A 21259-nucleotide genomic window follows, 5' to 3' on the forward strand; every position below is an offset into this window, starting at 1 on the left:
TCATTCCTCATTCTTCACTCCTCATTTTTTTATCGACTATGCTAATCAAAACCCGGGGCATCGTCCTCAGCTACCTTAAGTATCGCGAAACCAGCATCATTGCGCGCATCTACACCGAGCGCCTGGGCGTGCAAACCTACGTAGTGAACGGCGTGCGCAAAGCCAAGCCACCCGGGCGCATTGCGCTGTTTCAGCCCTTCACGCTGCTGGAACTGGTGGCTTACGTGGCGCGCGGCAGCAGCGGCCTCACGCGGCTGTCGGAGTACCGGTGCGCCGAGCCATTCCAAAGCCTGCCCTACGAGGTGCAAAAAAGCAGCGTGGCGCTGTTTCTATCGGAAGTAGTGGGGCGCGCCGTGCGCGAGGAAGAGCAGAATGAGCCGCTGTTTCAGTTCCTGCACGATTCCATGCTGGCGTTTGACCGGCAAACCGAGGGCGCGGAGAACTTTGCGCTGGTTTTTCTGCTGCAGCTGGCCATGTACTTAGGTTTCGGCGTGAGCAGCGGGGCCGAGCTGACGGACCAAGTCATCATGGCCGGGCACGCGCCGGTAGCGCCGGGCGCTAGCAATCCGGCCACGCTGCGGCTACGCGAGTTTGAAGGCTATTTTGACGAATTGCTGCGCGACCCCAGCACCAGCACCATCCCCAACGGCCGCGTGCGGCACGAATTGCTGAACGTGCTGATTCGCTACTACCAGCTGCACGTTGAGCAGTTGGGGGAAATTCGTTCGCTGGATATCCTGTCGCAGGTGCTGAATTGAGCCCAATAGAGGTTAAGCCGAAGATTACTGGAAGTCCACCAGCTCCACTTCGAAGCGGAGCACCGCATTGGCCGGAATATCGGCCCCGGCGCCGCGCGTGCCGTAGGCCAGGGGCGACGGGATGAGTAGCACAGCCTTGCTGCCCTTGTTGAGCATGGCAATGCCTTGGTCCCAGCCCTGAATAACCTGGCCGGCGCCCAGCGCAAAGGCAAAAGGCTCGTTGCCGTGCTTGGCCGAGGAGTCGAACTCCTGTCCGGTGGTAAGCACCGTGCCGCGGTAGAGCACGCGCACGTTCTGGCCTTTTTTTGGTGTGGGGCCGGTGCCCAGCTTCTTGAGGATGTAGTAAGTGCCACCAGCGGTTTTGCGAGCCGTGGCGTGATTCTTTTTCAGGTAGACCTGGATGATGGCGTCATCCTTGGCCAGCTGCCCGGCCGACTTGGCCAGTTCTTTCTTGGCAAACTCGGCCTGCAGCTTTTCGTGGCGCGCCGTCATTTCGGCCATGGTCACCAACTCCTGGGCGCTGGCCAGCACCACTAGCGTGTTGCCGCCCTTGCGCAAAAACGGCGGCACGGACTGCCGGAATGTGTTGGCAAAAATGGTGTCGGCCTGGAAGCGGAACACGGCGCTGTCGCCGGGCAGCAGCAGACCCAGGGCTTCTTCCAAGCCGCCCCGGGTGGGCTGCGCGGGCAGGGCCACGGGCTGCGGCAGGGGTTGCACAGCGCGCGATTTCATCAGCACGGAGTCGCGTCCGGTGCGAAATTCCATGAACACGGTGAGCACCTGGCCGGCGCGGCTGGCATAGGGCGCGTCGCTGGGGGCCAGGGCGCGGGGCTGGTAGCGGCCCCCGGCATCTTTGCGAAAAAGCCGGTACTCGGTGCCCGTGGGCAAGCGCGAAAAGCTGCCCTCCGAGGATTGGGCCACGGCCGCCCCCCCAGAAAATAACAAACCGAAAACCAGCGCAAACAGAACAGAACGCATCAATAACAAGAAATGGCGAGGCAGCCGTTGAAGAAAAATAGCAGTAAGCAAACAAGAGGTTGATGTACAGCGCGTCAGCGCACGCTCAGCACCTGCAGCTCAAACGTGAGGTCTGTGTTGGGCGCAATCAGAAACCGGGAGTCGTCGTCGGGGTGGCGCACGCCTTTGGCCCCGTAGGCCAGGGCCGCCGGTATATATACCCGAACGCGAGAGCCCGCCGGCACGAAGGGCAGCAGCTCTTCCCAGCCGGCAATGGTTTCGTGCCGCCCCACCCGGAAGCGAAACGCGGAGCCCCAGGCCTGGGTGGCGTCAAAAATGCGGCCATCGGGCAGAAAACCGGTGTAGCGAACGGCCACGCGGCTGCCCGGCACGGCCAGCGCCCCGGTGCCGCGCTCCCGAAAGGCATAGCGCACGCCGCTGGGCGTTTGCTGAAAGACGAGGCGCGTCGTGTCGGCGCCTTCTACGGGGGCGCTGGGCGCGGTGGGCACCGTCGGCTTGGCGCCCGCCTGCGCGTGGGCGGCGGTGGCGGCCAGCAATAGTGCCAGCCCCCAAACTCCACCCTTATACCGAAAAGCCCCGCTTCTTTTCACGCGCGTTTTAGGTTAGTTAGAGAACGTCGAGGATTTCCACGTCAAACATCAGGGCCGAATCTGGCGGAATGCCCGTGACGCCATTTGGGCCGTAAGCCAGGCGCGACGGCACCAGCAGCAGCTTGCGGTCGCCCTTGCGCATGAGGAGCAAGCCTTCGTTGAAGCCGGCAATGCCCCCGCTGCCCCCCGTGAAGACCACGCAGCCGCACTGCGTCTTGTTGTCGGCCGAGTTGTCGAAGATGGTGCCCTGGGGGTAACTGGGGTTGCCGGCAGAAGCCGGGTAGCCCGAAGAGGTGCCGGGGTTGGCGCCGTTGCTCAGGAAACGGCCTACGTATTTCAACCGCACCTGCGCGCCTTTGGTCACCTGCGGGCCCGTGCCGTCAACGATGGGCACCAGATACAGGCCCGAGTTGGTGCGCGTGGCGATGGCCAGCAACCGGTTACGGTTCAAGTAGTTCTTGATGGTGTCCTCGTCAATGGCCCGCATCTGGCTGTCGTGGTCGGCCAGTACCTTTTGGTTAGCGTTTTGGGAGTTGCAGCTCCACAGGGACGGGGTGGCCAGCAACAGGCACGCCGCCAGCACCCAATAGCGCGAACGGAGCAGAAGATTTTTCATGGCGAGGCTAAAAAAGATTCCGACCAACGGAGCCCGGGCAGCTGTGCCGCGATGCCCGTTGGCCGGAAGTTAATTGGGATTAAGTGGCCAATGCTGACTACTTAATACGATAAATGGCTATTGAACGTCAACAAGTTCCACCTCGAAGCGCAGGGGCGAATCGGCGGGAATGTCGGCGCCGGCGCCGCGGGGGCCGTAGGCCAGCGACGAGGGGATGAGCAGAATGGCGCGGCTGCCCTTGTTGAGCAGGGCAATGCCTTCGTCCCAGCCCGGAATCACCTGGCCCAGGCCGAGGGGGAAATCAATCGGCTTGCCCATCTTGTCCGACGAGTCGAACTCCTTGCCGCTGAGCAGCGTGCCTTTGTAGTTCACGCTCACCATCTGGCCGGTGTTGGGCTTGGCACCAGTACCCGGCTTCAGCACCTGGTAGTACACGCCCGAGGGCGTTTTCTGCATCGTCAGGTTGTTTTTCTTGATGTAGTCCTGCAGCACGGCGTCGTCCTTCTTCAGCTGGGCCTGCACGGCGGGCTCGGCCAGGGCTTTGGCCTGGGCGGCTTTCTGGGCCTCCATCTGCTTCTGGAACTCGGGGTCGGCCATGCGCTTCTTCATCTGCGTCATCATCGAGCGCTTCTGCAGTTCGGGCTGCATGGCCTGGGCCTCGGCTTCGGTGAGGAGCTTGGGCGTGGTGGCCACGTACATCAGCACCACGTTGCCGCCTTTCTTGATGAAGGGAGGGGCGGGCTGGCCCATTTTGGGCTTAAACAGCGAGTCGGCCTGGAAGCGGAACACACCGCTGTCGCCGGGTTGCAGCAGGGAGATGGCCTCGTCGGGGGCGCCTTTCTGCTTCAGCTCTTTCAGGGGCAGGGGCACGGCCATGCCCACGTCGCGCAGGCTGTTTTGCCACACCGAGTCTTTGCCGGTGCGCACCTGCACGTTGCCCAGCATCACCTTGTTCACCCGGTCTTTGTAGGTGGGGTCGCCCTCGGCGTTCACATCGGTGCGACGCTCGTAGCTGTTACCGACTTTCTTATAAATCTTGTATTCGATGCCGGACTTGGTTTTGGCAAATTCGCCGTTGTCCTTGTTGCAGGCCGTGAGCGAAGCGAAGCCCAGCAGGCCGGCCGCCAGGGCCAGCTGCCGCGCGGAGCGGGAGGTAAAACGCATGAAAATTAAAGAAGTGAAGAATCAGAAACGGTTCAAAGTTACGCCACCGGCGGCGCTACGGCGGCGGGCACGCCCGTTAATTGTTCCTTGTACTCGGGTAGGATGCCCAGGAAGCGCTCCACGGTTGCATCCAAGGTGTCGTAGCTGATGCCGCCGGACGCGTTGTGGTGCCCACCCCCGTCGAAATGGCGGCGCGAAAAGTCGCTCACCGAGAAGTTGCCCACCGAGCGGAAAGAGATTTTGACGGCCACGCCGCGGTCGATGAACACGGCCGCGAACTTGATGCCCTCAATGCTCAGCGCATAGTTCACCAAACCCTCGGTGTCGCCGGTTTTGCTCTGGTACTCGCGCAGCTCGTCCTGCGTGATGGCGATGTAGGCGGTGTTGAATTCGCGGTTCACCACCAGCTTGTCCTTCAGCACGAAACCCAGGAAGCGCAGCCGGATTTCGGAGTGCGAGTCGTAGATGAGGCGGTGCACCTTCGACAGGTCCACGTTCACCTTCAGCAGTTCGGCAATGATGAGGTGCACGTTGCGCGAGGTGCTGGGGTGGCGAAACGAGCCCGTGTCGGTCATGATACCCGCGTACAGGGCCTCGCCGATGCCCTTGGTGATGAGGTCCTGGTCGCCCAGGTCGCGGATGATTTCGAAAATGAGCTCGGCCGTGGCCGCCGCCGTGGGCACCGAGAAAACGATGTCGGCGAAGCTCTCGGGCTCCTGGTGGTGGTCGATGAGGACCTTAACCCCTTGGGCCTGCCGCACGTATTCGCCCAGCTCGTTGATGCGGCCCAGGCAGCTAAAATCGAGGCAGCAGATGACCTCGGCGCGGTTCACAAGGTCGCGCACCTGGCGGTCGTTCTGCCGGCGGTCGTACACGACTACCTCGTCGTTGCCCTCCATCCAGTTGAGGAAGGCGGGGTAGTCCGACGGCGTCACGACCGTGACGTGGTGGCCCTTTTGCTTGAGGTAGCCGGCCCAGGCCAGCGACGAGCCCAGCGCGTCGGCGTCGGGCTTGTGGTGAGTGGTGATGACAACCTGTTTGGGTTGGGCCAGCAACGCCTGCAGGGCGGAAATGGAACTAGACATCGACAACGTGAAAGGCCCGGCGCCGGATGAAAAGAGCGGAGGGCCGGTGGCTTACAAATATTTGGGCCGGCAAAAGTCGGAAGAAATCTTTTCTTAACAGTCAAGTCGGGCCCGAAGGTTCGGGCAAACCAGACGAGGGACCCAACAAAGCAGGCGAATAAAATGGTCCATTCCGCGGAAGCAGTTTTTTATGGCGCCGCCGCATTTGCACCGCAACGGGCAGAAAAACTGCCGCCGTCGGGTCCGGAGTTGGGTGCGGCCCACTGATTGTGGTAGTTTTGTGCCTTCAAATCTTTATTTCAAATTCTGAATTTCTTTAAAATGGCCACCAACCGCACGTTCACGATGATTAAGCCCGACGCCGTCCAGGAAAACCACATCGGTGGTATCCTGAGCATGATTGAGGCCGGCGGCTTCCGCATCGTGGAGCTTCAAAAAGTTAACCTCACCCCCGAGCGCGCCGGTCAGTTCTACGCCGTACACGCCGAGCGCCCCTTCTACGGCGACCTGGTGAAGTACATGTCGAGCGGCCCCATCGTGGCGGCCATCCTGGAAAAGGACAACGCCGTGGCTGATTTCCGCACCCTCATCGGTGCCACCAACCCGGCCAACGCCGAGGAAGGCACCATCCGGAAGAAGTACGCCAAGAGCATCGAAGCCAACGCTGTGCACGGCTCCGACTCTGACGAAAACGCCCAGATTGAAGGCGACTTTTTCTTCGGCTCGAAGTAATTTCGGCCGCCGCAAGGCAGCAAAAAGCCCGTTCTGCTTGAGCAGAACGGGCTTTTCCTTTGTGCTAAAAGCTGACTTTTTTTGTGCCAATCTTGTATTGACGAGCTTAAAATTAGCGGTTGAAGCCGATGGCTTTGGGTTTGGTAGGTTCGTTCACAAAGGTGGGTGTCTCGCGGTTGTAAAGCTCCGCCAAGGTGATGGGTTCGGTTACGGGCGCGGTTTGGCCTAGCTCCGTTGCAAGGGCTTGGGCTTTGAGCTGTGCTAATTGGCCAAACTCGTAGGAGGCAATGAGGCGGCCTTTGCGCAGCAGGGCCTGGTCGATGCGGGCCAGGTCGGCATTAAAGGTGCAGATGATTTGAATGTGGAAGCCGTCGGAAAGCAGGCCGTCGGACAGGTTCAGCAGGTTGCTCACGGCGTTGGTGCTGGTGTCGGTGCCGCGCTTGGCCAGCAGCTCCTCGGCGTCTTCGATGAGCAGAATGGAATTGGTGTTGTCGTGCAGCAGGTTGATGAACTCCGGGTCGGCGATGCGCTGGGCCAGGTTGGGCGGAATAAACAGCTTGGGCTTGTCGGTGAGGCCGCAGAGGTGACGGATGTAGCTGGTTTTGCCGGTACCGGGCGGGCCGTGCAGAATCACCAGGCCTTTGTCGTCGGGCTGCTGCAGTCGCTTCACGATGGCCTCGTGCACGGGCAGCAGGTCGTCGTTGTAGTGCGTGGCCAGGTCGAGGGAGGGAATGCGGAGCTTGAGCGGGGAGAATTCGAGCCGTCGGCTGGTCTGGCGTAGCACCTGAATGCGCTGGCGTTCCTGCTGGCCGGTGTCGAGGTGCGCCGAGAGCAGGGCGCGGACTTGCGTCAGGAGCTCCGCGTCGGTGTGCCGGGAGTAGTATAACAGCGCGCCCTGGTCGCCGAAGTAGTCGTTATCGGCAAAAAATAGCAGCAGATGCTGGCCCAGTTGAATGGCCTGCGCTTGGATTTCCGGGACTTGCCCCGGCTTCTCCACATAGACTGATTGCGCCACCGTATTCGCGGGCACATCCAGGAAGGTGGCCAGGTTGGTTAGAACGGTTTGCCGCGCTTCGGTTTCAGCTAAGTGGTAGATTTCCCGGTAGGGGTACTCCCCGAAGCTGAGCCAAAACCAGGCCAGCGGGTTAAAATAATGCTCGCCCAGGTGGGGGAGTAGCCCTGCCGGAGTTACGCCAGCAATCGACGGAGTAGGAGTCATTTAAAACGAATAAGCTCAGCCTAAGCCGCGGAAGGCACCACCTCGGGGTGCGCCATTTCGGCTTCCTGGGCCACGTGCTTGTGCTTGAAGATGAATACAAACAGCACCGCAATGGCCAGCGCGTAGCCCGCAAACGTGAGCCAGATGTTGTGCCAGTCCTTGTTACCGGCGGCATCGGTGAAGTATTCCTGAATGATGAGGCCGCTGAGCGAGCTGCCCAGCACGGCGCCGAAGCCGTTGGTCATCATCATAAACAAGCCCTGGGCGCTGGCCCGGATGCTGGGCTGCGTCTGGGTTTCGACGAACAGCGAGCCCGAGATGTTGAAGAAGTCGAAGGCCATGCCGTACACGATGCACGAGAGGATAATCATCCAGAGGCCGCTGCCGGGGTTGCCGTAGGCAAACAGGCCGAAGCGCAACACCCAGGCAATCATGCTGAACAGCATGACCTGCTTGATGCCGAAGCGACGCAGGAAGAAGGGAATGGCGAGGATGAACAGCGTTTCCGAAATCTGCGAGATGGACATGATGATGGCAGGGTACTTCACGGTCATCGTGCCCTGGTAGTCTGGGTTCTTGTCGAAATCGTGCAGGAAGGTGTCGCCGTAAGCATTGGTGAGCTGGAGAGCGGCACCGAGTAGCAGCGCGAACAGGAAGAAGGTGAGCATCTTGCGGTCGCGCAGAATGGCGAACGATTTGAGGCCCAGGATTTCGGCCAGATTCTGGCTGGAGGTGTTGGCCGACTGCGGCGGGCAGGCCGGCAGCGTGAACGAGTAGATGCCCAGCAGAATGGCCGCGCCGGCCGCCACATAGAACTGGCTGGCTGACTTCTCGAAGCCCAGCAAGCTCACCGTCCACATGGCCACGATAAAGCCCACGGTGCCCCACACGCGGATGGGGGGGTAGTCTTTCACCACATCGAGCCCCTGCCGTTTCAAGATGGAGTACGACACGGCGATGGACAGCGCCAGCGTGGGCATGTAGAAAATCATGTTCAGCAGAATGACCCAGAAGAACGTACCGGGGTCTGTGACCTGCGGGATGGCGAACAGCACGAGGCCGCCCAGAATGTGCAGGATGCCGTAGAGCTTTTCCGCGTTCACGTACTTATCGGCCACGATGCCCATGAGCGAGGGCATGAAGATGGACGCGATGCCCATGGTGGAGAAAATGGCGCCAAACTGCGCGCCGGACCATTGCTTCGTTTGAAACCAATAAGCGCCGATGGTGATGAGCCACGAGCCCCAAATGAAAAACTGGAGGAAGCTCAGGATGGTAAGGCGCAGCTTTGTATTCATGCTGGGAACAACAAGAGAGGGTGGGATAAGGCAAAAGCAAGCGCGGCGCAGGGGCCACAGCCGTCAAAGATAAATAAAAAAGCCCCTGCGAAGCGCCCCGTTGAGGGCGGGCTTCGCAGGGGCTTTTTTGGGTGTTGGGTACCAGGTTTTCGGTGTTGGGTTTTGGGCGTTGGAGGGCTTTAGCTGATAAAAAACGCGCAGCAAAACACTATGCTACACCGAAAACCTAATACCCAACACCAAAAACCTAACACCGGCCTACGCTTCGTAGGTGGGCGAGAACGTGCCGGCGGGCTGGCCGTCGGCCGTGGGGTAGTCGGTGTAGCCGTCGGCAAAGCCGTTGGGGCCGGGCGCGTAGAAGGTGGCGAAATCGGGCTGGGCCAGTTCTTGGCCGTTGCGCAAGCGCTCCACCAAGTCGGGGTTTGAGATGAAGGGGCGGCCGATGGCCACGAGGTCGGCTTTGTCGGCCAGGGCGGCCTCAATCTCGTCCGTAGTGGTGTAGCCGCCGGCCAGGATGAGCGTGCCGGTGAACTTCTGGCGGATGGTGGCCACGGTTTCGGCCGGCAAGGCGGGGGCGCCCATGCTGGAGTGGTCCACGAGGTGCAGGTACACCACGCCAATCTTTTGCAGCTCCTCGGCCAGGTAGGCGTAGGTTTCGTCGATTTCGGGGTAGTGCGGCATATCCGAGGCCACGCCCCAGGGCGAGAGGCGGATGCCGGTGCGCTCCTTGCCAATGGCTTCGGCCACGGCGCGGGTCACTTCGAGCACGAAGCGGGCGCGGTTTTGCACGCTGCCGCCGTACTCGTCGGTGCGCTGGTTGGAGTGGGGGCTCAGGAATTGCTCCAGCAGGTAGCCGTTGGCACCATGCAGCTCTACGCCATCAAAACCGGCTTCGAGGGCTAGCTTGGCGCTTTGCACGAACTCGTCGCGCACGCGGGCCAGCTCCTCGGTGCGCAGGGCGCGCGGGGTGGCGTTGGGCTGCATCTGGGCCTGGTCGGTCCACATGTCGCCGACGGCAGCAATGGCCGAGGGAGCCACGCCCTCGGCACCTTCGGGCAGGTTGTGGCCGTGGAAAATGCGGCCGGCGTGCATCAATTGCACGAAAATGTGGCCGCCGTGGTGGTGCACCGTCTCGGTGATGCGCTGCCAGTTGGTGACCTGCTCCTGGTTGAACAAACCGGGAATTCGGGCGTAGCCCAGGCCGTCGGCCGCGGGCGAAGTGCCTTCGGTGATGATGAGGCCGGCGGTAGCACGCTGGCGGTAGTACTCGGCCATTAGCTCGTTGGGCACGTTGCCCAGGGCGCGGCTGCGCGTCATGGGGGCCATCACGAGGTGGTTGGCGAGGGTGAGCGGGCCGAGTTGGGCGGGCTCAAAGGCTTTGCTTGACATGAGGTCGAATGAATTGGCGTCGTGCGTGCGTCGCCGGGTTGGATGAAACGCGGTAATAAAGCAGGTAGGTACACGAATTGTTTTCGACTGGATGTTGCTCCTGCAAAAGGCGCTTTTGTCAGAGAGAAGCTACACTATAGCCCCCTTAGAATCGAGACCAAGCTAAACTTCACTTGAAAGCAGTAATCTTTAACACGCAGGCCATATCTTGCTTTTAGCTTATAAATAGTGTTTTATGTTTTTATATTTACTAATGCCCAGCTTGATTGGATGGGGCCTATTTAGGCTAATCGGGTTATGGCTCAGCGACACGTTGCCATACTTCGCCCGCTGCGCTCGCATCTATGCCCGAGCGGCTATTTTGTGGGGGCCTCTACAGTTGGGCTGGTTCTATGGATTGAGCCAGAATTACAGCAGTTACGTTGCAGACACCAGTAAACCCCCTATCAGCAGCAGGTGGAGTAAAGGCGATGGCTATGTTAAAGGCAGCGATTCCGTGTTAGTATATACGTATCCGGAAAAATTGATTTACACGCCTACTTACCACTATGGTGTTGGTTATAAATTCAGCTTGGGCAATCCTATTGCCAAGTTCCTCTACGACCTGTTTGGCGGTTGGTGGGTGACATACTTCATGTCTTTCGTGGATGTGGTAATTATCGGTACTCTGTGCTGTGTATTCGTTAGGTTCGGTTGGTGATGAGCAGGAAGAGCCAAGGGGCATATATCATAGATGTTAAAGATAAACCTGTTTCTTAACACCAAAAAAAGGCCCGCCTCCTACCGGAGACGGGCCTTTTCACTAGCAACGCTACCGAAACTACGCCGGGTTAGCCGCGGCGTAGCGCTTGTTCACCTCGTCCCAGTTGATGAGGTTGAAGAAGGCGGCGATGTAGTCGGGGCGACGGTTCTGGTATTTCAGGTAATAGGCGTGCTCCCACACGTCGATGCCGAGGATGGGCAGGCCTTTGCAGCCAGAGTCCGGCATCAGCGGGTTGTCCTGGTTGGGGGTGGAGCAGATTTGCACCGAACCGTCGGCCTGCTTGCACAGCCACGCCCAGCCCGAGCCGAAGCGCGTGGTGGCGGCTTTGGTGAATTCCTCTTTGAACTTGTCGAAGGTGCCGAAAGCCTTGGTGATGGCGTCGCCTACTTCGCCGGTGGGCTGCCCGCCGCCGTTGGGCGAGAGGATGTTCCACCACAGGGAGTGGTTGTAGTGGCCGCCGCCGTTGTTGCGCACGGCCGCGGGGGCCTTGGCAATGTTGTGCAGGATTTCCTCGATGGACTGGTTTTCCATCTCGGTGCCGGCAATGGCAGCATTCAGGTTCGTCACATAAGCCTGGTGGTGCTTGCTGTGGTGGATTTCCATGGTTTGCGCGTCAAACGTGGGTTCGAGGGCATCGTAGGAATACGGAAGTTTCGGAAGTTCGAAAGCCATGATAAAAGGGGTTTGGGTGGTGAAGCGTACGAATGGTGCGTGGTAGTAAAACAGCCATTCCCGGGCATGGTTACGGCTGCCGTTTACTTAAGGCCAAAAGTATAGCATCACCACGGAATTTCGACAGGGCCGCGCGGCCGACCGCCGAAGCCTAACGCGACTGCCGCGCCAGAAACTCCAGCGTCTCGCGGTGCCGCTTTTCGGCCAGGTCCTCGCGGTAGGAAGCCACGGCCCAGATAGCGGCCGGAATCCAACCGATGAGCGTGATGTGCAGGATGCCGCACAAGAGGCCTTTGAGTACATGGCCCCGGAATATCATCGAGATGCCGGGCAATAGGATGGCGAATAACATAATTGCAGAAGAAAATGGGGAGGGTGAAGAAAAAGTTGGTGCCGAAACGGCCTGGAAAACTAAAAGAGTGTCATACAGCGCATCAGCGAAGCGTTTTATCGCGCAAGTCCAGGCTTTCGTTACACGGCGAAGAGGCTTCGCTAACGCTCTGTATAACGTTCAACTTACCGCCGCTTCGCGCTGAAAAATTGGCGCATGAGCGCGGCGCATTCTTCGGCGCGCACGCCGCCGCGTAGCTGGGTGCGCGGGTGCAGCAGCTGGCCGTGGCGCCGGTAGCCCACCTTGGGCTCGTCGGCTCCGAACACCACGGCTTTCAGCTGGGCCCAGTAGCTGGCGCCGGCGCACATCACGCAGGGCTCGATGGTGACGTAGAGGGTGCAGTCGGCCAGGTATTTATTGCCGAGATGGTTGGCGGCGGCCGTCAGGGCCAGCATTTCGGCGTGGGCGGTCACGTCGCGCAGGCGCTCGGTCTGGTTGAAGCCCCGGCCAATGATTTGGTTGTTGAACACCACCACCGCGCCGATGGGGATTTCCGCAGCGGCCAGGGCCTTCTCGGCCTCGGCCAGGGCTTGCTGCATGAAATAGTCGTCGGTCACGGCTTACTTCTTCATTGCAATGGCGCCCAGCACGGCCTGGGCCGTGGGCTGCCACTGGGCCTGCTCCTCGGCCGGAGCCACGAAGGTGAAGACGTAAAGCTGCGTGCCCTCAATCGCATATTGCACCGCCTGGTAGCGTTTGATGGGCGCCATCTGAGCGCCGGTGCGGCGGGCATCGGTCACGGTGGATACGAATTCAAAGTAAATGAAGTCGCGGCCGTTCACGGTGCGAATGTCTTCTTTCAGGAAGTCGACTTTGGTGTAGAGGCGCTGGATGCTGGCTTTGTAAATCTTAATCAGCACACCATAATCGAAGCTTTCGAAGGTGGTGGGGCGCACGGCCACGCTGTAGTCGACGCGCCCACTGGGGTTGGAAAACACGGCCAGCGGCTTGCGCGGCGAGGGGTATTTCACGGCAATGCCGTCGTCGGGCAGCGGGGCGAAGCCGGCCGGCACGCCCACGCTCAGGTTCGAGGCCAGCTTCACGGTGGTGAGCTTGGGCTTGGGCGCGAAAGCCGACAGGCTCAGGAACAGCAGAAACGACAGGATTTTCATGGATAATTCAGGAATAGCAGAATACAAAAGAACGTCATGCAGAGCGGAGCGAAGCATCTTTACCGCAATGCTAAATGATTAGTGGTAGCGGTAAAGATGCTTCGCTCCGCTCTGCATGACGTTCTAGCCAAGCGGGTTCGTTCAACCTAGCGGCGGATGGTGGGGTACTTGATGCGGACCTTCTTCCAGTACACGTAGTTGCCGGTTTTGGCCTCCACGAGGTAGGTGCCGGCCGGAATCTTGCCCAGGCTCACCGGGGCGCCGGTGTTGTTCTGGGGGTCGAGGTCGGTCTGGTATATCACCTTGTTTTTGTAGTCGGTCATCACCAGCGTGCCGGGCTTGGTGAACTGCTGCGTAAAGCTGAGCTGGATGTCGGTCGAGTTCGGCTTGGGGTACACGTCGATGCCCGAGAGGGTTTCGATGCGCTTGATGGGGCCGTCGAGCGTGACGGCGCCGGCCGTGCCTTTGGTTTTAATCTCGGCTCCGTCGGTTTTGGTTTTGGTCTTGATTTTGGTTTGGGCCTGGGCGGTGCCGGCGGCCAGCAGCGCGGCGGCCAGGGCCAGAGAGGGGAGGAGTTTCATGGGAAGTTTGAAGGGATTGAAGCGACAAAGGAACGCAGCTACCGCGGCCCTTTGCATATCCCGTACCAAAAACGGCCGAAGCGGGTTGCCCAGGCCGCCGTGCGCTGCCCGGCTGGATTTCCAACGGGCCGTCGCATTTTCCTGTGATGGTCCGTAGAACGTCCAACGAGCATCCACACTTTTCTGTAGTGGTCCGTCGGGCATGCTACGGGGCACTGGCTTTTTTTGGGCGGTCCGTAGGCTGTCCTACGAGGCATCACATTTTTCTGTAGTGGTTCGTCGGACGTCCGGAGGGCTTGCATGGGCTTTGATTTCCGCCCCGCCGCTGCGGTGGCTACCTTCGCACAAAAAAGCGGAGCAAGAACAAAGCTCTTCGAATCCGTTCTTATCCGTCAAATCCGTTAAAATCTGCGGTCCATGCTACGTACCCACACCTGCGGCGAACTCCGCGAAGAACACATTGGTCAAACCGTTACGCTGTGCGGCTGGATGCAGCGCACCCGTGATAAAGGCTCCATCCTCTGGATTGACCTGCGCGACCGGTATGGCCTCACGCAAGTCGCCATCGAAGAAGGGGTGGAAGCAACGGCCCTGCTCGAAACCGCCCGCGACCTCGGCCGCGAGTTTGTGCTGCAGGTAACCGGCAAAGTAGCCGAGCGCTACTCTAAAAACGATAAAATACCCACCGGCGCCATCGAAGTGCGCCCTGAGAAAGTGGAGGTGCTCAACCCCGCCAAGCTGCCGCCCTTCCTCATCGAAGACGACACCGACGGCGGCGACGACCTGCGGATGAAGTACCGCTACCTCGACCTGCGCCGCACCCCCGTGCGCAACAACTTGGTGCTGCGTCACAAAATGGCCCAGGCCGTGCGCCGCTACCTCGATGGCCAAAACTTCATCGAAGTGGAAACCCCGGTGCTCATCAAGAGCACGCCCGAAGGCGCCCGCGACTTCGTGGTGCCCTCGCGCATGAACCCCGGCGAGTTCTACGCCCTGCCGCAAAGCCCCCAGACGTTCAAGCAGCTGCTCATGGTGTCGGGCTTCGACCGCTACTTCCAAATCGTGAAGTGCTTCCGCGACGAAGACCTGCGCGCCGACCGCCAGCCCGAATTCACACAGATTGACTGCGAAATGGCCTTCGTGGAGCAGGAAGATATTCTGGATATGTTCGAGGGCTTGGTGCGCTACCTGTTCAAGGAAATCAAGAACCTCGATTTCCCCACCGTGCCCCGCATGACCTACGCCGACGCCATGCGCGACTACGGCAACGACAAGCCCGACACCCGCTTCGCCATGAAGCTCACCGACCTCACCGCCACGGCGCAGGGCCAGGGTTTCCCCATCTTCGACAACGCCGAGCTGGTGCTGGGCATCAACGCCGCCACCTGCGCCGCCTACACCCGCAAGCAAATCGACGAGCTGACCGAGTGGGTGAAGCGCCCGCAAATCGGCGCCACCGGCCTCGTGTACGCCCGCGTGGAAGCCGACGGCTCGGTGAAATCCTCGGTTGATAAGTTCTATTCGCAGGAGGAATTGCAGAAGTGGAAGGCCGCTCTGCAGGCCAACCCCGGCGACCTGCTGCTCCTGCTGGCCGGTGCCGAAGCCAAAACCCGCAAAGCCGCCAGCGAGCTGCGCCTCGAAATGGGCCGCCGCCTCGGCCTGCGCGACCCCAACTCGTTCTCGCCGCTGTGGGTGATTGACTTCCCGCTGCTCGAATTCAGCGAAGAGGAAAACCGCCACTTCGCCATGCACCACCCCTTCACCTCGCCCAAACCCGAGGACCTGGCCCTGCTCGACAACCCCGCCACCATCGGCCAGACCCGCGCCAACGCCTACGACCTCGTGATAAACGGCGTGGAAATCGGCGGCGGCTCCATCCGCATCCACGACCGCGCCGTGCAGGCCCGCATGTTCTCGCTGCTCGGCTTCACCCCCGAAGAAGCCCAGGCCCAGTTCGGCTTCCTGCTCGACGCCTTCGAGTACGGTGCCCCGCCCCACGGCGGCCTGGCCTTCGGCTTCGACCGCCTCTGCAGCCTCTTCGGCGGCTCCGACAGCATCCGCGACTTCATCGCCTTCCCCAAAAACAACTCCGGCCGCGACGTGATGATAGACTCGCCCTCGCCCATCGCCGACGCGCAGTTGAAGGAACTGAGCATTAAGACCGATGTGGTGGTGAAGTAGGGGAACGGGGATGGCTCTGCAAGATTATCCGCATAAGTTTTTCGGCTCCCGGTTGTACGCTTTCTTAAGTGTATTAATGGGTGCCGGATTTTTTGGCGTGATAGTATCTGGTGCAGCAAAAGGCCGTGTAAATGAAGGAGCTACTTTATTTATGCTTGCTATTGCGGCCTTCTTTTTCATAATTGGTTGGCGGCAGATGACGAGTAAAACACCTCATTTGCAATTTGGCCCTGCTGGATTCTGGACGCCGAAGCTAGGGCATCTGCCGTGGCACCAAATCACGCTACGAATAGGAAGTGTGCACACGGGCAAAACAGGAAGCATGGCTACCATATACATTCTCGAACGTCAGACCCGTCGACATATCGAAGGGATAGTAATTGGCGGTCTTGACCATTCCTCGAGCCATATTGAAGAAGCTTTGAGAAGCTACAAAAAGGCTGATATAATCACTTAGCAGAACTGTCCCCTTTCGCCCCGACATGCCCACTTTGCATCTGCGCCCATTTTGATAAAGAGTAGAAAATTGACAAACGAAAAGCGGCGACTGATTCTTCAGTCGCCGCTTTTCGTTTAACAATGCAGCCAGGCTTTTCAAGTTTATGCCTATTTACAACAATGCGTAAGCTCTTCTGTAAGAGCAAAATTCGCCGTTGCCTTACGAACCGTTCAACGGGTAATCAGCAGCTTTGAACGAACGGCAGACCTAGTTAGACGAAGCTCAAAATCCGGCCGTGCACCGACTTAGTAGGTTTGTATCAGTTAAGCACTTCAAGCCCCGCATATATGACTAAGCTGTACATCTTCGCCGCCGTTTTCCTGTTCTGGAGCGCCCTTGCGGCCTCCCTCATGCAAGTGCAGCTGGTTGCCTCATCGATGCACAAGATGCGGGTGCCCACTTATCGGTCCATGTCTATGCGCGCCACTGTGGTAGCGCAGACCAATACCCCTGCTACTACTATTGCCTATAACTAAACAACTCTATCAGCTATTCTATATTATAAAGCGAGTTGCTATAAACGATGCTATGTTAAAGCAGCAATGCCGAACCTGTCAGGTTCGGCATTGCTGCTTTAGGGCTCAAAGGGCGGACGGTGGCCAGTCAGCTACCGCCAGGCCGTGTTTTCCTTGAAATCGACTGGGTACATGTTCAGGTATTGCACGATGCGCGGGTAGCTGCCGCGGTTGGGGCTGCTGCCGTGCGGCAACGCGTGGTGCCAGATAACGAAGTCGCCGGCCTCGGCGGCGATGGGTACCACCTGCGCCTGCAGGTTCACGCGGCGCGGGTCGGTGCTGGCGGGCAGGCCGGCCAGCCAGCTTTCCAGCCGGCGGTGGAAGCCCGGCACGCAGCTAAAAGCGCCCTGGTGGGCCGGCGTGTCGCAGAGGTAGAGCAGGCCCTGGGTGCCGAAACGGAGCGGTGGTTCCAGGCTCATGTCCCAGTGCAGGGCCGTGCCCTGGTGCTGGTAGGTGGCCGTTTCGGGCGGGTTGAAGCTGGTGCGGTCGGTGGTTTTCCACAGGTCGGCGGTTTGCCAGAGTTGAGCGAAAGCTTTGTGAATCCGCTTCGACTGCCGGTTGGCCCGCAAGGTGGGGTGATGGTAAAAATCCATCATCATTCCTTTGCCAATGGCTTTCTCATACCACGTGGCGGGCTCGTGCGGGTCCATCCCCAGCTTTTCCCAAACAGCATTCTCTGTAGCCCGGGCCTGTTCTTTCGACACCGCCGCGCGCAGGATGACGTAGCCGTGCTCCTCCCAGAAAGCCAAATCCTCCGCGCTCAGCACGTCTTCCATTTCCTCTATCTCGCGCAGGTTTTGCCGCAATCCTTCCGGGTAGGGCTGGCCGGAAAATACACTGTTGAGCCGCGCCACATCCAGCGGGTCGAGCCGGCCCTGGTGCTTGCTCAGAATCCAGCTTTCAAACTCTGCAAAACCCGGGGCCGCGTTCATCAGGTACTGCATGGTTTCTTCGAGTGGCAGGCCCAAGCCATTCAAAAGCAAATTGTCTAGTCGCCAGTTCTGCTCCGTTTGCTCCACGAAAACCCCGTTGCGCTTGGCCAGCACCGTCGACCAAAAACGCTTCAGGTATTTCACGCCCAAGCTCCCGACTTCCTCGGTACTGGGTGCACTTTCTTTTGCTCTCGGCTTGAAAATATTCTGCAGAAACATAAAGCGGATTATTAGGTAGACACTCGATTGCCGCCAGCAAGTTAACAGCAGTGCATAAAAAAAAGCGGCAACTGAAACCTCAGTTGCCGCTTCTGATTCAAGCCGTTGCCCGCGCTTAGAAATTCCGCTCGCCCGTCTCGCGCTTGCCCAGCATCACCGAGCCCACCATGGCGGCCAGCAGCAGGATGGAGGCCAGCTCAAACGGCAGCGCGTAGTCGCGAAACAGCACCATGCCCAGCCGGTCCACCATGCCAATCTGCGAGTCGAAGCTGGCCGGGTCGTAGCCCGCGGGGTGCACGTTGCGCAGCGCCGCTACCAGAATCAGCAGCAGCGAGCCACCGGCAATGGCGGCGGCAAACTTGGCCAGTGCCGGCTTGTGCGGCTCCGTTTCCTCGTTCAGGTTCAGGAACATAATCACGAACAGGAACAGCACCATGATGGCGCCGGCGTACACAATGATGTTCACCGCCGCAAGAAACTGTGCGTTCAGCAGCAGGTAGTGGCCCGAGAGCGTGAAGAACGTGAGGATGAGGAACAGGACGCTGTGCACCGGGTTTTTGGCCAGCACCACGCCCAATGCACTCAGCAGGGCCACGAACGAGAGAAAAAGAAAGAGAGGGGACATTGAGGTGTCATGCTGAGCGGAGCGAAGCATCTTATCACGCTTGCGCCGCGAGGATTAACATATTCTGACGAAAGCAGCGGTGATAAGATGCTTCCTTCGTCAGCATGACAGACAAACTACGCCGTTTGCGTCCGCAGCGTGTCGGCCTGCTCGGGCGTGAGCTGAATGCCACGCTTGGAGCGCAGGTCCGGCGCCACGGGCTCCACCAGCCGGTCTTTGCCGTAGATGAACTCGTCGCGCTCGAAGCGCGGCGGGGCCATTTTGTCGGCTTGCAGGTACACAGCGGCCTTCGGGCAAGCTTCCTCACACAGGCCGCAGAAAATGCAGCGCAGCATGTTGATTTCGTAGCTCACCGCGTACTTCTCCTCGCGGTAAAGGTTTTCCTCGCCTTTCTTGCGCTCGCCGGCCACCATCGTAATGGCTTCGGCGGGGCAGGCCACGGCGCACAGGCCGCAGGCCGTGCAGCGCTCCCGGCCTTTCTCATCGCGCTTTAGCACGTGCAGGCCGCGGAATACGGGGGAAAAGGGGCGGGTTTCTTCGGGGTAGCGAATGGTTACCTGCTTCTTGGTGGCAGCCCGGAAAAAGTGCTGCATCGTAATCGACAAGCCCTGGAAGATGGCCGGCAGGTAAGCCCGCTCAGCCAGCGTCATTGGCTTTTTGGTCAGGACTTTGGCGCGTTTGCTTAAGGATTCCATATTGGTTATTGAATTACGCCGAACGTAATCAGGCCGCCCGTCAGCAAGATGTTGAAGATGGCCAAGGGGATAAGAATGGTCCAGCCCAAGCGCATCAGCTGGTCGTAGCGGAAGCGGGGGAGCGTCCAGCGCACCCACATGAAGAAGAAAATGCCGGTGAAAATCTTGGCGAACATGGCCACCACGCCCATCAGCACGAAGATGTTGTGAGCCCAATCAGCCGAGAGGCTGGTTTTGTTGGTCAGGAAATCCAGGAACTCATACTGGAACGGGTAGTTGAAGCCGCCGAAGTACAGCACCGACATCACGGCCGTGGCCACGAATACGTTCACGTACTCAGCAAACAGGTACAGGCCCATTTTCATCGAGCTATACTCTGTGTGGTAGCCGCCAATTAACTCGGTTTCGCACTCGGGCAAGTCAAACGGCGTGCGGTTGGTTTCGGCAAATGCGCAGACAATGAAGATGATAAAGCCCAGCGGCTGCTTGAACACGTTCCAGGTGAAGATGTCACTCAAGTGCCAGCCGCCGCCCACGTGCGTCTGCTGCAAGGTGATTTCGCGCAACGACAGCGTGCCCGACATCATCAACACGGCAATCAGGGCCAGGCCCATGGCTAGTTCGTAGCTAATGTTCTGCGAGGCGGCGCGGATGGCGCCCAGCAGTGAAAACTTGTTGTTCGATGCCCAGCCGCCAATCATGATGCCGTACACGCCCAGCGAGACAATGCCGAACACATACAGCATCCCCACGTTGATTTCGATGCCCTGCAGGTGAATTTCCGTATCACCAAACTTTAGGAAGTTGCCGAACGGAATTACCGCCGACGACATCAGCGCTGTAATCATGGCCAGGCAGGGCCCAAACACGAACAGCGCCCGGTTGGCACCAGCCGGGAAGAATTCTTCTTTGGTGAAGAGCTTCACGGCATCAGCCAGCGGCTGCAGCAGGCCGAAGGGGCCGGCGCGGTCCGGGCCCACCCGGTCCTGCAGGAATGCGGCAATTACGCGCTCGGCGTAGGTGCAGTAGGTGGCAATCAGCAGCGAAATGCCGAAGGTTGCCAGAACGACGAGGCCTTGCCAGCCCAGAGCGGGAAGAGTCATATTCTATATGTCATGCTGAACGGAGTGAAGCATCTTATCACGTTCGTGCAGCTATTGGGTTAGTGTTTCTGACGAAAGCAGCAGTGATAAGATGCTTCCTTCGTCAGCATGACAGACGTTTTTAGTTATTCAAGCCACCCAGCCGCAGCGGTGGGTTGCGCTCCAGTTCGCGGGTAGTGCTTTCGGGCAAATCCTGAATCACCTGCGGGTTCACCACCGGCAATTCGTAGTGGTTTTGGGCGATAACCGAAGCGCGGTTGATGTGCGCCGGACCTTCAAGCACCCAGTCAGCAGTTTCCTTTTTGTCGAAGCGGCACTCGTTGCAAATCCACTCCTTCACCTCGCCGTACTCGTCCTTGCGGGCCGTCACGCGCAGCACGTCTTTGCCTTTGTACCACAGCGTTACGCGGCCGCCGCACTTCTCGTGCGTGCAGTCGCGGTGCGCGTTCACCGGCTTAGTGAACCACACGCGCTGCTTGAAGCGGAAGGTCTTATCGGTGAGGGCGCCCACCGGGCACACGTCAATCACGTTACCCGAGAAGTCGTTGTCGATGATGTTCTCGATGTAGGTGCCGATTTCCGAGGCATCGCCGCGGCCCAGTACGCCGTGCACGCGGTTGTCGGTAATCTGGTTGGCCGTGTACACGCAGCGGTAGCACAGGATGCAGCGCGTCATGTGCAACTGAATGAGCGGGCCGATGTCGATTTTCTCGAAAGTGCGGCGCTCTTCTTCATAGCGGGTAGTGCCTACGCCGTGCTCAAAGGCAAAGTCCTGCAGGTCGCACTCGCCGGCTTGGTCGCACACCGGGCAGTCGAGCGGGTGGTTGATGAGCAGCATCTCCACGATGCCTTTGCGCACGTCGAGCACCTGCTGATTGATGGTGTTTTCCACCACCATGCCATCCTGCACCGTGGTGATGCACGAGGCCACCAGCTTGGGCATGGGCCGCGGGTCCTTGGCCGAGCCGGCCGACACCTTCACCAAGCAGGCGCGGCACTTGCCGCCCGAGCCCTTCAGCGGGGTATAGTAGCACATGGCGGGCGGCACGACGCCCCCGCCAATCTGGCGGGCCGCGTTCAGGATAGTGGTGCCGTCCGGAACCTCTACCTCAATGCCGTCGAATGTTATTTTAGCCATTGTA

General features: G+C 59.5%; 23 protein-coding genes. 5 read left to right on the forward strand and 18 right to left on the reverse strand.

The features are described 5' to 3' along the window. Nucleotides 1-38 precede the first annotated feature (38 nt). Nucleotides 39-758, forward strand: coding sequence for a DNA repair protein RecO (recO, locus tag MTP16_RS09535; RefSeq protein ID WP_243518844.1), 720 nt, complete (start codon nucleotides 39-41; stop codon nucleotides 756-758). 24 nt (nucleotides 759-782) lie between these two features. On the opposite strand, the gene MTP16_RS09540 is transcribed toward recO, so the two are convergent. The 5 genes from MTP16_RS09540 to MTP16_RS09560 form a co-directional block, all read right to left on the reverse strand. Next, a complete protein-coding gene (locus MTP16_RS09540; protein ID WP_243518846.1) occupies nucleotides 783-1736 on the reverse strand; it encodes an FKBP-type peptidyl-prolyl cis-trans isomerase in 954 nt (317 codons plus the stop codon). A gap of 74 nt (nucleotides 1737-1810) precedes the next feature. Further along, a complete protein-coding gene (locus MTP16_RS09545; protein ID WP_243518849.1) occupies nucleotides 1811-2326 on the reverse strand; it encodes an FKBP-type peptidyl-prolyl cis-trans isomerase in 516 nt (171 codons plus the stop codon). Nucleotides 2327-2342: 16 nt separating this feature from the next. Continuing rightward, on the reverse strand, nucleotides 2343-2942 hold the full coding sequence (locus MTP16_RS09550; RefSeq protein WP_243518852.1) for an FKBP-type peptidyl-prolyl cis-trans isomerase: 600 nt from the start codon (nucleotides 2940-2942) through the stop codon (nucleotides 2343-2345). Nucleotides 2943-3059: 117 nt separating this feature from the next. Further along, nucleotides 3060-4106 (reverse strand): FKBP-type peptidyl-prolyl cis-trans isomerase, encoded by a 1047-nt coding sequence (locus tag MTP16_RS09555; protein ID WP_243518855.1) that lies wholly within the window; start codon nucleotides 4104-4106, stop codon nucleotides 3060-3062. A 38-nt stretch (nucleotides 4107-4144) separates the two neighbouring features. Then, nucleotides 4145-5191: a DHH family phosphoesterase gene (locus MTP16_RS09560; RefSeq protein ID WP_243518858.1), complete on the reverse strand. Its 1047-nt coding sequence runs from the start codon at nucleotides 5189-5191 to the stop codon at nucleotides 4145-4147. 321 nt (nucleotides 5192-5512) lie between these two features. Between MTP16_RS09560 and MTP16_RS09565 the strand changes: the two genes are divergently transcribed. Further along, nucleotides 5513-5923: a nucleoside-diphosphate kinase gene (locus MTP16_RS09565; RefSeq protein WP_243518861.1), complete on the forward strand. Its 411-nt coding sequence runs from the start codon at nucleotides 5513-5515 to the stop codon at nucleotides 5921-5923. A gap of 112 nt (nucleotides 5924-6035) precedes the next feature. Here the strand turns inward: MTP16_RS09565 and MTP16_RS09570 are convergent, their stop codons facing one another. The 8 genes from MTP16_RS09570 to MTP16_RS09605 all read right to left on the reverse strand — a co-directional run bounded on the left by MTP16_RS09570 (nucleotide 6036) and on the right by MTP16_RS09605 (nucleotide 13348). Beyond that, a complete protein-coding gene (locus MTP16_RS09570; RefSeq protein ID WP_243518864.1) occupies nucleotides 6036-7142 on the reverse strand; it encodes an AAA family ATPase in 1107 nt (368 codons plus the stop codon). 20 nt (nucleotides 7143-7162) lie between these two features. Continuing rightward, a complete protein-coding gene (locus MTP16_RS09575) occupies nucleotides 7163-8440 on the reverse strand; it encodes a nucleoside permease (protein ID WP_243518867.1) in 1278 nt (425 codons plus the stop codon). A 258-nt stretch (nucleotides 8441-8698) separates the two neighbouring features. After that, nucleotides 8699-9829, reverse strand: coding sequence for an alkene reductase (locus MTP16_RS09580; protein ID WP_243518870.1), 1131 nt, complete (start codon nucleotides 9827-9829; stop codon nucleotides 8699-8701). 820 nt (nucleotides 9830-10649) lie between these two features. Next, complete coding sequence (locus MTP16_RS09585; protein ID WP_243518872.1) at nucleotides 10650-11264, reverse strand: superoxide dismutase; 615 nt, start codon at nucleotides 11262-11264, stop codon at nucleotides 10650-10652. Nucleotides 11265-11415: 151 nt separating this feature from the next. Continuing rightward, entirely contained in the window at nucleotides 11416-11616 is a 201-nt protein-coding gene (locus MTP16_RS09590) for a hypothetical protein (RefSeq protein WP_243518875.1), read from the reverse strand. Nucleotides 11617-11780: 164 nt separating this feature from the next. After that, nucleotides 11781-12212, reverse strand: coding sequence for a nucleoside deaminase (locus MTP16_RS09595; RefSeq protein ID WP_243518877.1), 432 nt, complete (start codon nucleotides 12210-12212; stop codon nucleotides 11781-11783). 3 nt (nucleotides 12213-12215) lie between these two features. After that, complete coding sequence (locus MTP16_RS09600) at nucleotides 12216-12767, reverse strand: hypothetical protein (RefSeq protein ID WP_243518879.1); 552 nt, start codon at nucleotides 12765-12767, stop codon at nucleotides 12216-12218. Nucleotides 12768-12913: 146 nt separating this feature from the next. Next, nucleotides 12914-13348, reverse strand: coding sequence for a T9SS type A sorting domain-containing protein (locus tag MTP16_RS09605; protein ID WP_243518882.1), 435 nt, complete (start codon nucleotides 13346-13348; stop codon nucleotides 12914-12916). A 417-nt stretch (nucleotides 13349-13765) separates the two neighbouring features. Between MTP16_RS09605 and aspS the strand changes: the two genes are divergently transcribed. The 3 genes from aspS (at nucleotide 13766) to MTP16_RS09620 (ending at nucleotide 16504) form a co-directional block, all read left to right on the forward strand. After that, nucleotides 13766-15529 carry an aspartate--tRNA ligase gene (gene aspS, locus MTP16_RS09610; protein ID WP_243518885.1) on the forward strand — a complete coding sequence of 588 codons (1764 nt, stop codon included), beginning with the start codon at nucleotides 13766-13768 and terminating at the stop codon, nucleotides 15527-15529. A 10-nt stretch (nucleotides 15530-15539) separates the two neighbouring features. Next, the gene (locus MTP16_RS09615; RefSeq protein WP_243518888.1) at nucleotides 15540-15986 is read left to right on the forward strand and encodes a hypothetical protein; all 447 of its coding nucleotides are present in this window, start codon (nucleotides 15540-15542) and stop codon (nucleotides 15984-15986) included. 329 nt (nucleotides 15987-16315) lie between these two features. Next, nucleotides 16316-16504 (forward strand): hypothetical protein, encoded by a 189-nt coding sequence (locus MTP16_RS09620; protein ID WP_243518892.1) that lies wholly within the window; start codon nucleotides 16316-16318, stop codon nucleotides 16502-16504. A 131-nt stretch (nucleotides 16505-16635) separates the two neighbouring features. On the opposite strand, the gene MTP16_RS09625 is transcribed toward MTP16_RS09620, so the two are convergent. The 5 genes from MTP16_RS09625 to MTP16_RS09645 all read right to left on the reverse strand — a co-directional run bounded on the left by MTP16_RS09625 (nucleotide 16636) and on the right by MTP16_RS09645 (nucleotide 21255). Then, a complete protein-coding gene (locus tag MTP16_RS09625) occupies nucleotides 16636-17694 on the reverse strand; it encodes a phytanoyl-CoA dioxygenase family protein (protein WP_243518895.1) in 1059 nt (352 codons plus the stop codon). Nucleotides 17695-17809: 115 nt separating this feature from the next. Next, on the reverse strand, nucleotides 17810-18319 hold the full coding sequence (locus MTP16_RS09630; RefSeq protein ID WP_243518898.1) for an NADH-quinone oxidoreductase subunit J family protein: 510 nt from the start codon (nucleotides 18317-18319) through the stop codon (nucleotides 17810-17812). Nucleotides 18320-18435: 116 nt separating this feature from the next. Continuing rightward, nucleotides 18436-19014 carry a NuoI/complex I 23 kDa subunit family protein gene (locus MTP16_RS09635; protein ID WP_243518901.1) on the reverse strand — a complete coding sequence of 193 codons (579 nt, stop codon included), beginning with the start codon at nucleotides 19012-19014 and terminating at the stop codon, nucleotides 18436-18438. A gap of 5 nt (nucleotides 19015-19019) precedes the next feature. Next, nucleotides 19020-20117 (reverse strand): NADH-quinone oxidoreductase subunit NuoH, encoded by a 1098-nt coding sequence (gene nuoH / locus MTP16_RS09640; RefSeq protein ID WP_243518904.1) that lies wholly within the window; start codon nucleotides 20115-20117, stop codon nucleotides 19020-19022. A 121-nt stretch (nucleotides 20118-20238) separates the two neighbouring features. Then, the gene (locus MTP16_RS09645) at nucleotides 20239-21255 is read right to left on the reverse strand and encodes a 2Fe-2S iron-sulfur cluster-binding protein (RefSeq protein ID WP_243518907.1); all 1017 of its coding nucleotides are present in this window, start codon (nucleotides 21253-21255) and stop codon (nucleotides 20239-20241) included. Nucleotides 21256-21259: the final 4 nt, after the last annotated feature.

The sequence above is a fragment of the Hymenobacter monticola genome (assembly GCF_022811645.1).
GTDB classification, from domain to species: Bacteria; Bacteroidota; Bacteroidia; order Cytophagales; family Hymenobacteraceae; genus Hymenobacter; species Hymenobacter monticola.

Coding starts and splice junctions, on each gene's coding strand:
- MTP16_RS09605 (WP_243518882.1), bottom strand. CDS start 13,348: ATGAAACTCCTCCCCTCTCTGGCCCTGGCCGCCGCGCTGCTGGCCGCC.
- nuoH (WP_243518904.1), bottom strand. CDS start 20,117: ATGACTCTTCCCGCTCTGGGCTGGCAAGGCCTCGTCGTTCTGGCAACC.
- MTP16_RS09565 (WP_243518861.1), top strand. CDS start 5,513: ATGGCCACCAACCGCACGTTCACGATGATTAAGCCCGACGCCGTCCAG.
- recO (WP_243518844.1), top strand. CDS start 39: ATGCTAATCAAAACCCGGGGCATCGTCCTCAGCTACCTTAAGTATCGC.
- MTP16_RS09540 (WP_243518846.1), bottom strand. CDS start 1,736: ATGCGTTCTGTTCTGTTTGCGCTGGTTTTCGGTTTGTTATTTTCTGGG.
- MTP16_RS09635 (WP_243518901.1), bottom strand. CDS start 19,014: ATGGAATCCTTAAGCAAACGCGCCAAAGTCCTGACCAAAAAGCCAATG.
- MTP16_RS09580 (WP_243518870.1), bottom strand. CDS start 9,829: ATGTCAAGCAAAGCCTTTGAGCCCGCCCAACTCGGCCCGCTCACCCTC.
- MTP16_RS09560 (WP_243518858.1), bottom strand. CDS start 5,191: ATGTCTAGTTCCATTTCCGCCCTGCAGGCGTTGCTGGCCCAACCCAAA.
- MTP16_RS09630 (WP_243518898.1), bottom strand. CDS start 18,319: ATGTCCCCTCTCTTTCTTTTTCTCTCGTTCGTGGCCCTGCTGAGTGCA.
- MTP16_RS09600 (WP_243518879.1), bottom strand. CDS start 12,767: ATGAAAATCCTGTCGTTTCTGCTGTTCCTGAGCCTGTCGGCTTTCGCG.
- MTP16_RS09615 (WP_243518888.1), top strand. CDS start 15,540: ATGGCTCTGCAAGATTATCCGCATAAGTTTTTCGGCTCCCGGTTGTAC.
- MTP16_RS09620 (WP_243518892.1), top strand. CDS start 16,316: ATGACTAAGCTGTACATCTTCGCCGCCGTTTTCCTGTTCTGGAGCGCC.
- MTP16_RS09585 (WP_243518872.1), bottom strand. CDS start 11,264: ATGGCTTTCGAACTTCCGAAACTTCCGTATTCCTACGATGCCCTCGAA.
- MTP16_RS09555 (WP_243518855.1), bottom strand. CDS start 4,106: ATGCGTTTTACCTCCCGCTCCGCGCGGCAGCTGGCCCTGGCGGCCGGC.
- MTP16_RS09625 (WP_243518895.1), bottom strand. CDS start 17,694: ATGTTTCTGCAGAATATTTTCAAGCCGAGAGCAAAAGAAAGTGCACCC.
- MTP16_RS09575 (WP_243518867.1), bottom strand. CDS start 8,440: ATGAATACAAAGCTGCGCCTTACCATCCTGAGCTTCCTCCAGTTTTTC.
- MTP16_RS09590 (WP_243518875.1), bottom strand. CDS start 11,616: ATGTTATTCGCCATCCTATTGCCCGGCATCTCGATGATATTCCGGGGC.
- aspS (WP_243518885.1), top strand. CDS start 13,766: ATGCTACGTACCCACACCTGCGGCGAACTCCGCGAAGAACACATTGGT.
- MTP16_RS09550 (WP_243518852.1), bottom strand. CDS start 2,942: ATGAAAAATCTTCTGCTCCGTTCGCGCTATTGGGTGCTGGCGGCGTGC.
- MTP16_RS09570 (WP_243518864.1), bottom strand. CDS start 7,142: ATGACTCCTACTCCGTCGATTGCTGGCGTAACTCCGGCAGGGCTACTC.
- MTP16_RS09645 (WP_243518907.1), bottom strand. CDS start 21,255: ATGGCTAAAATAACATTCGACGGCATTGAGGTAGAGGTTCCGGACGGC.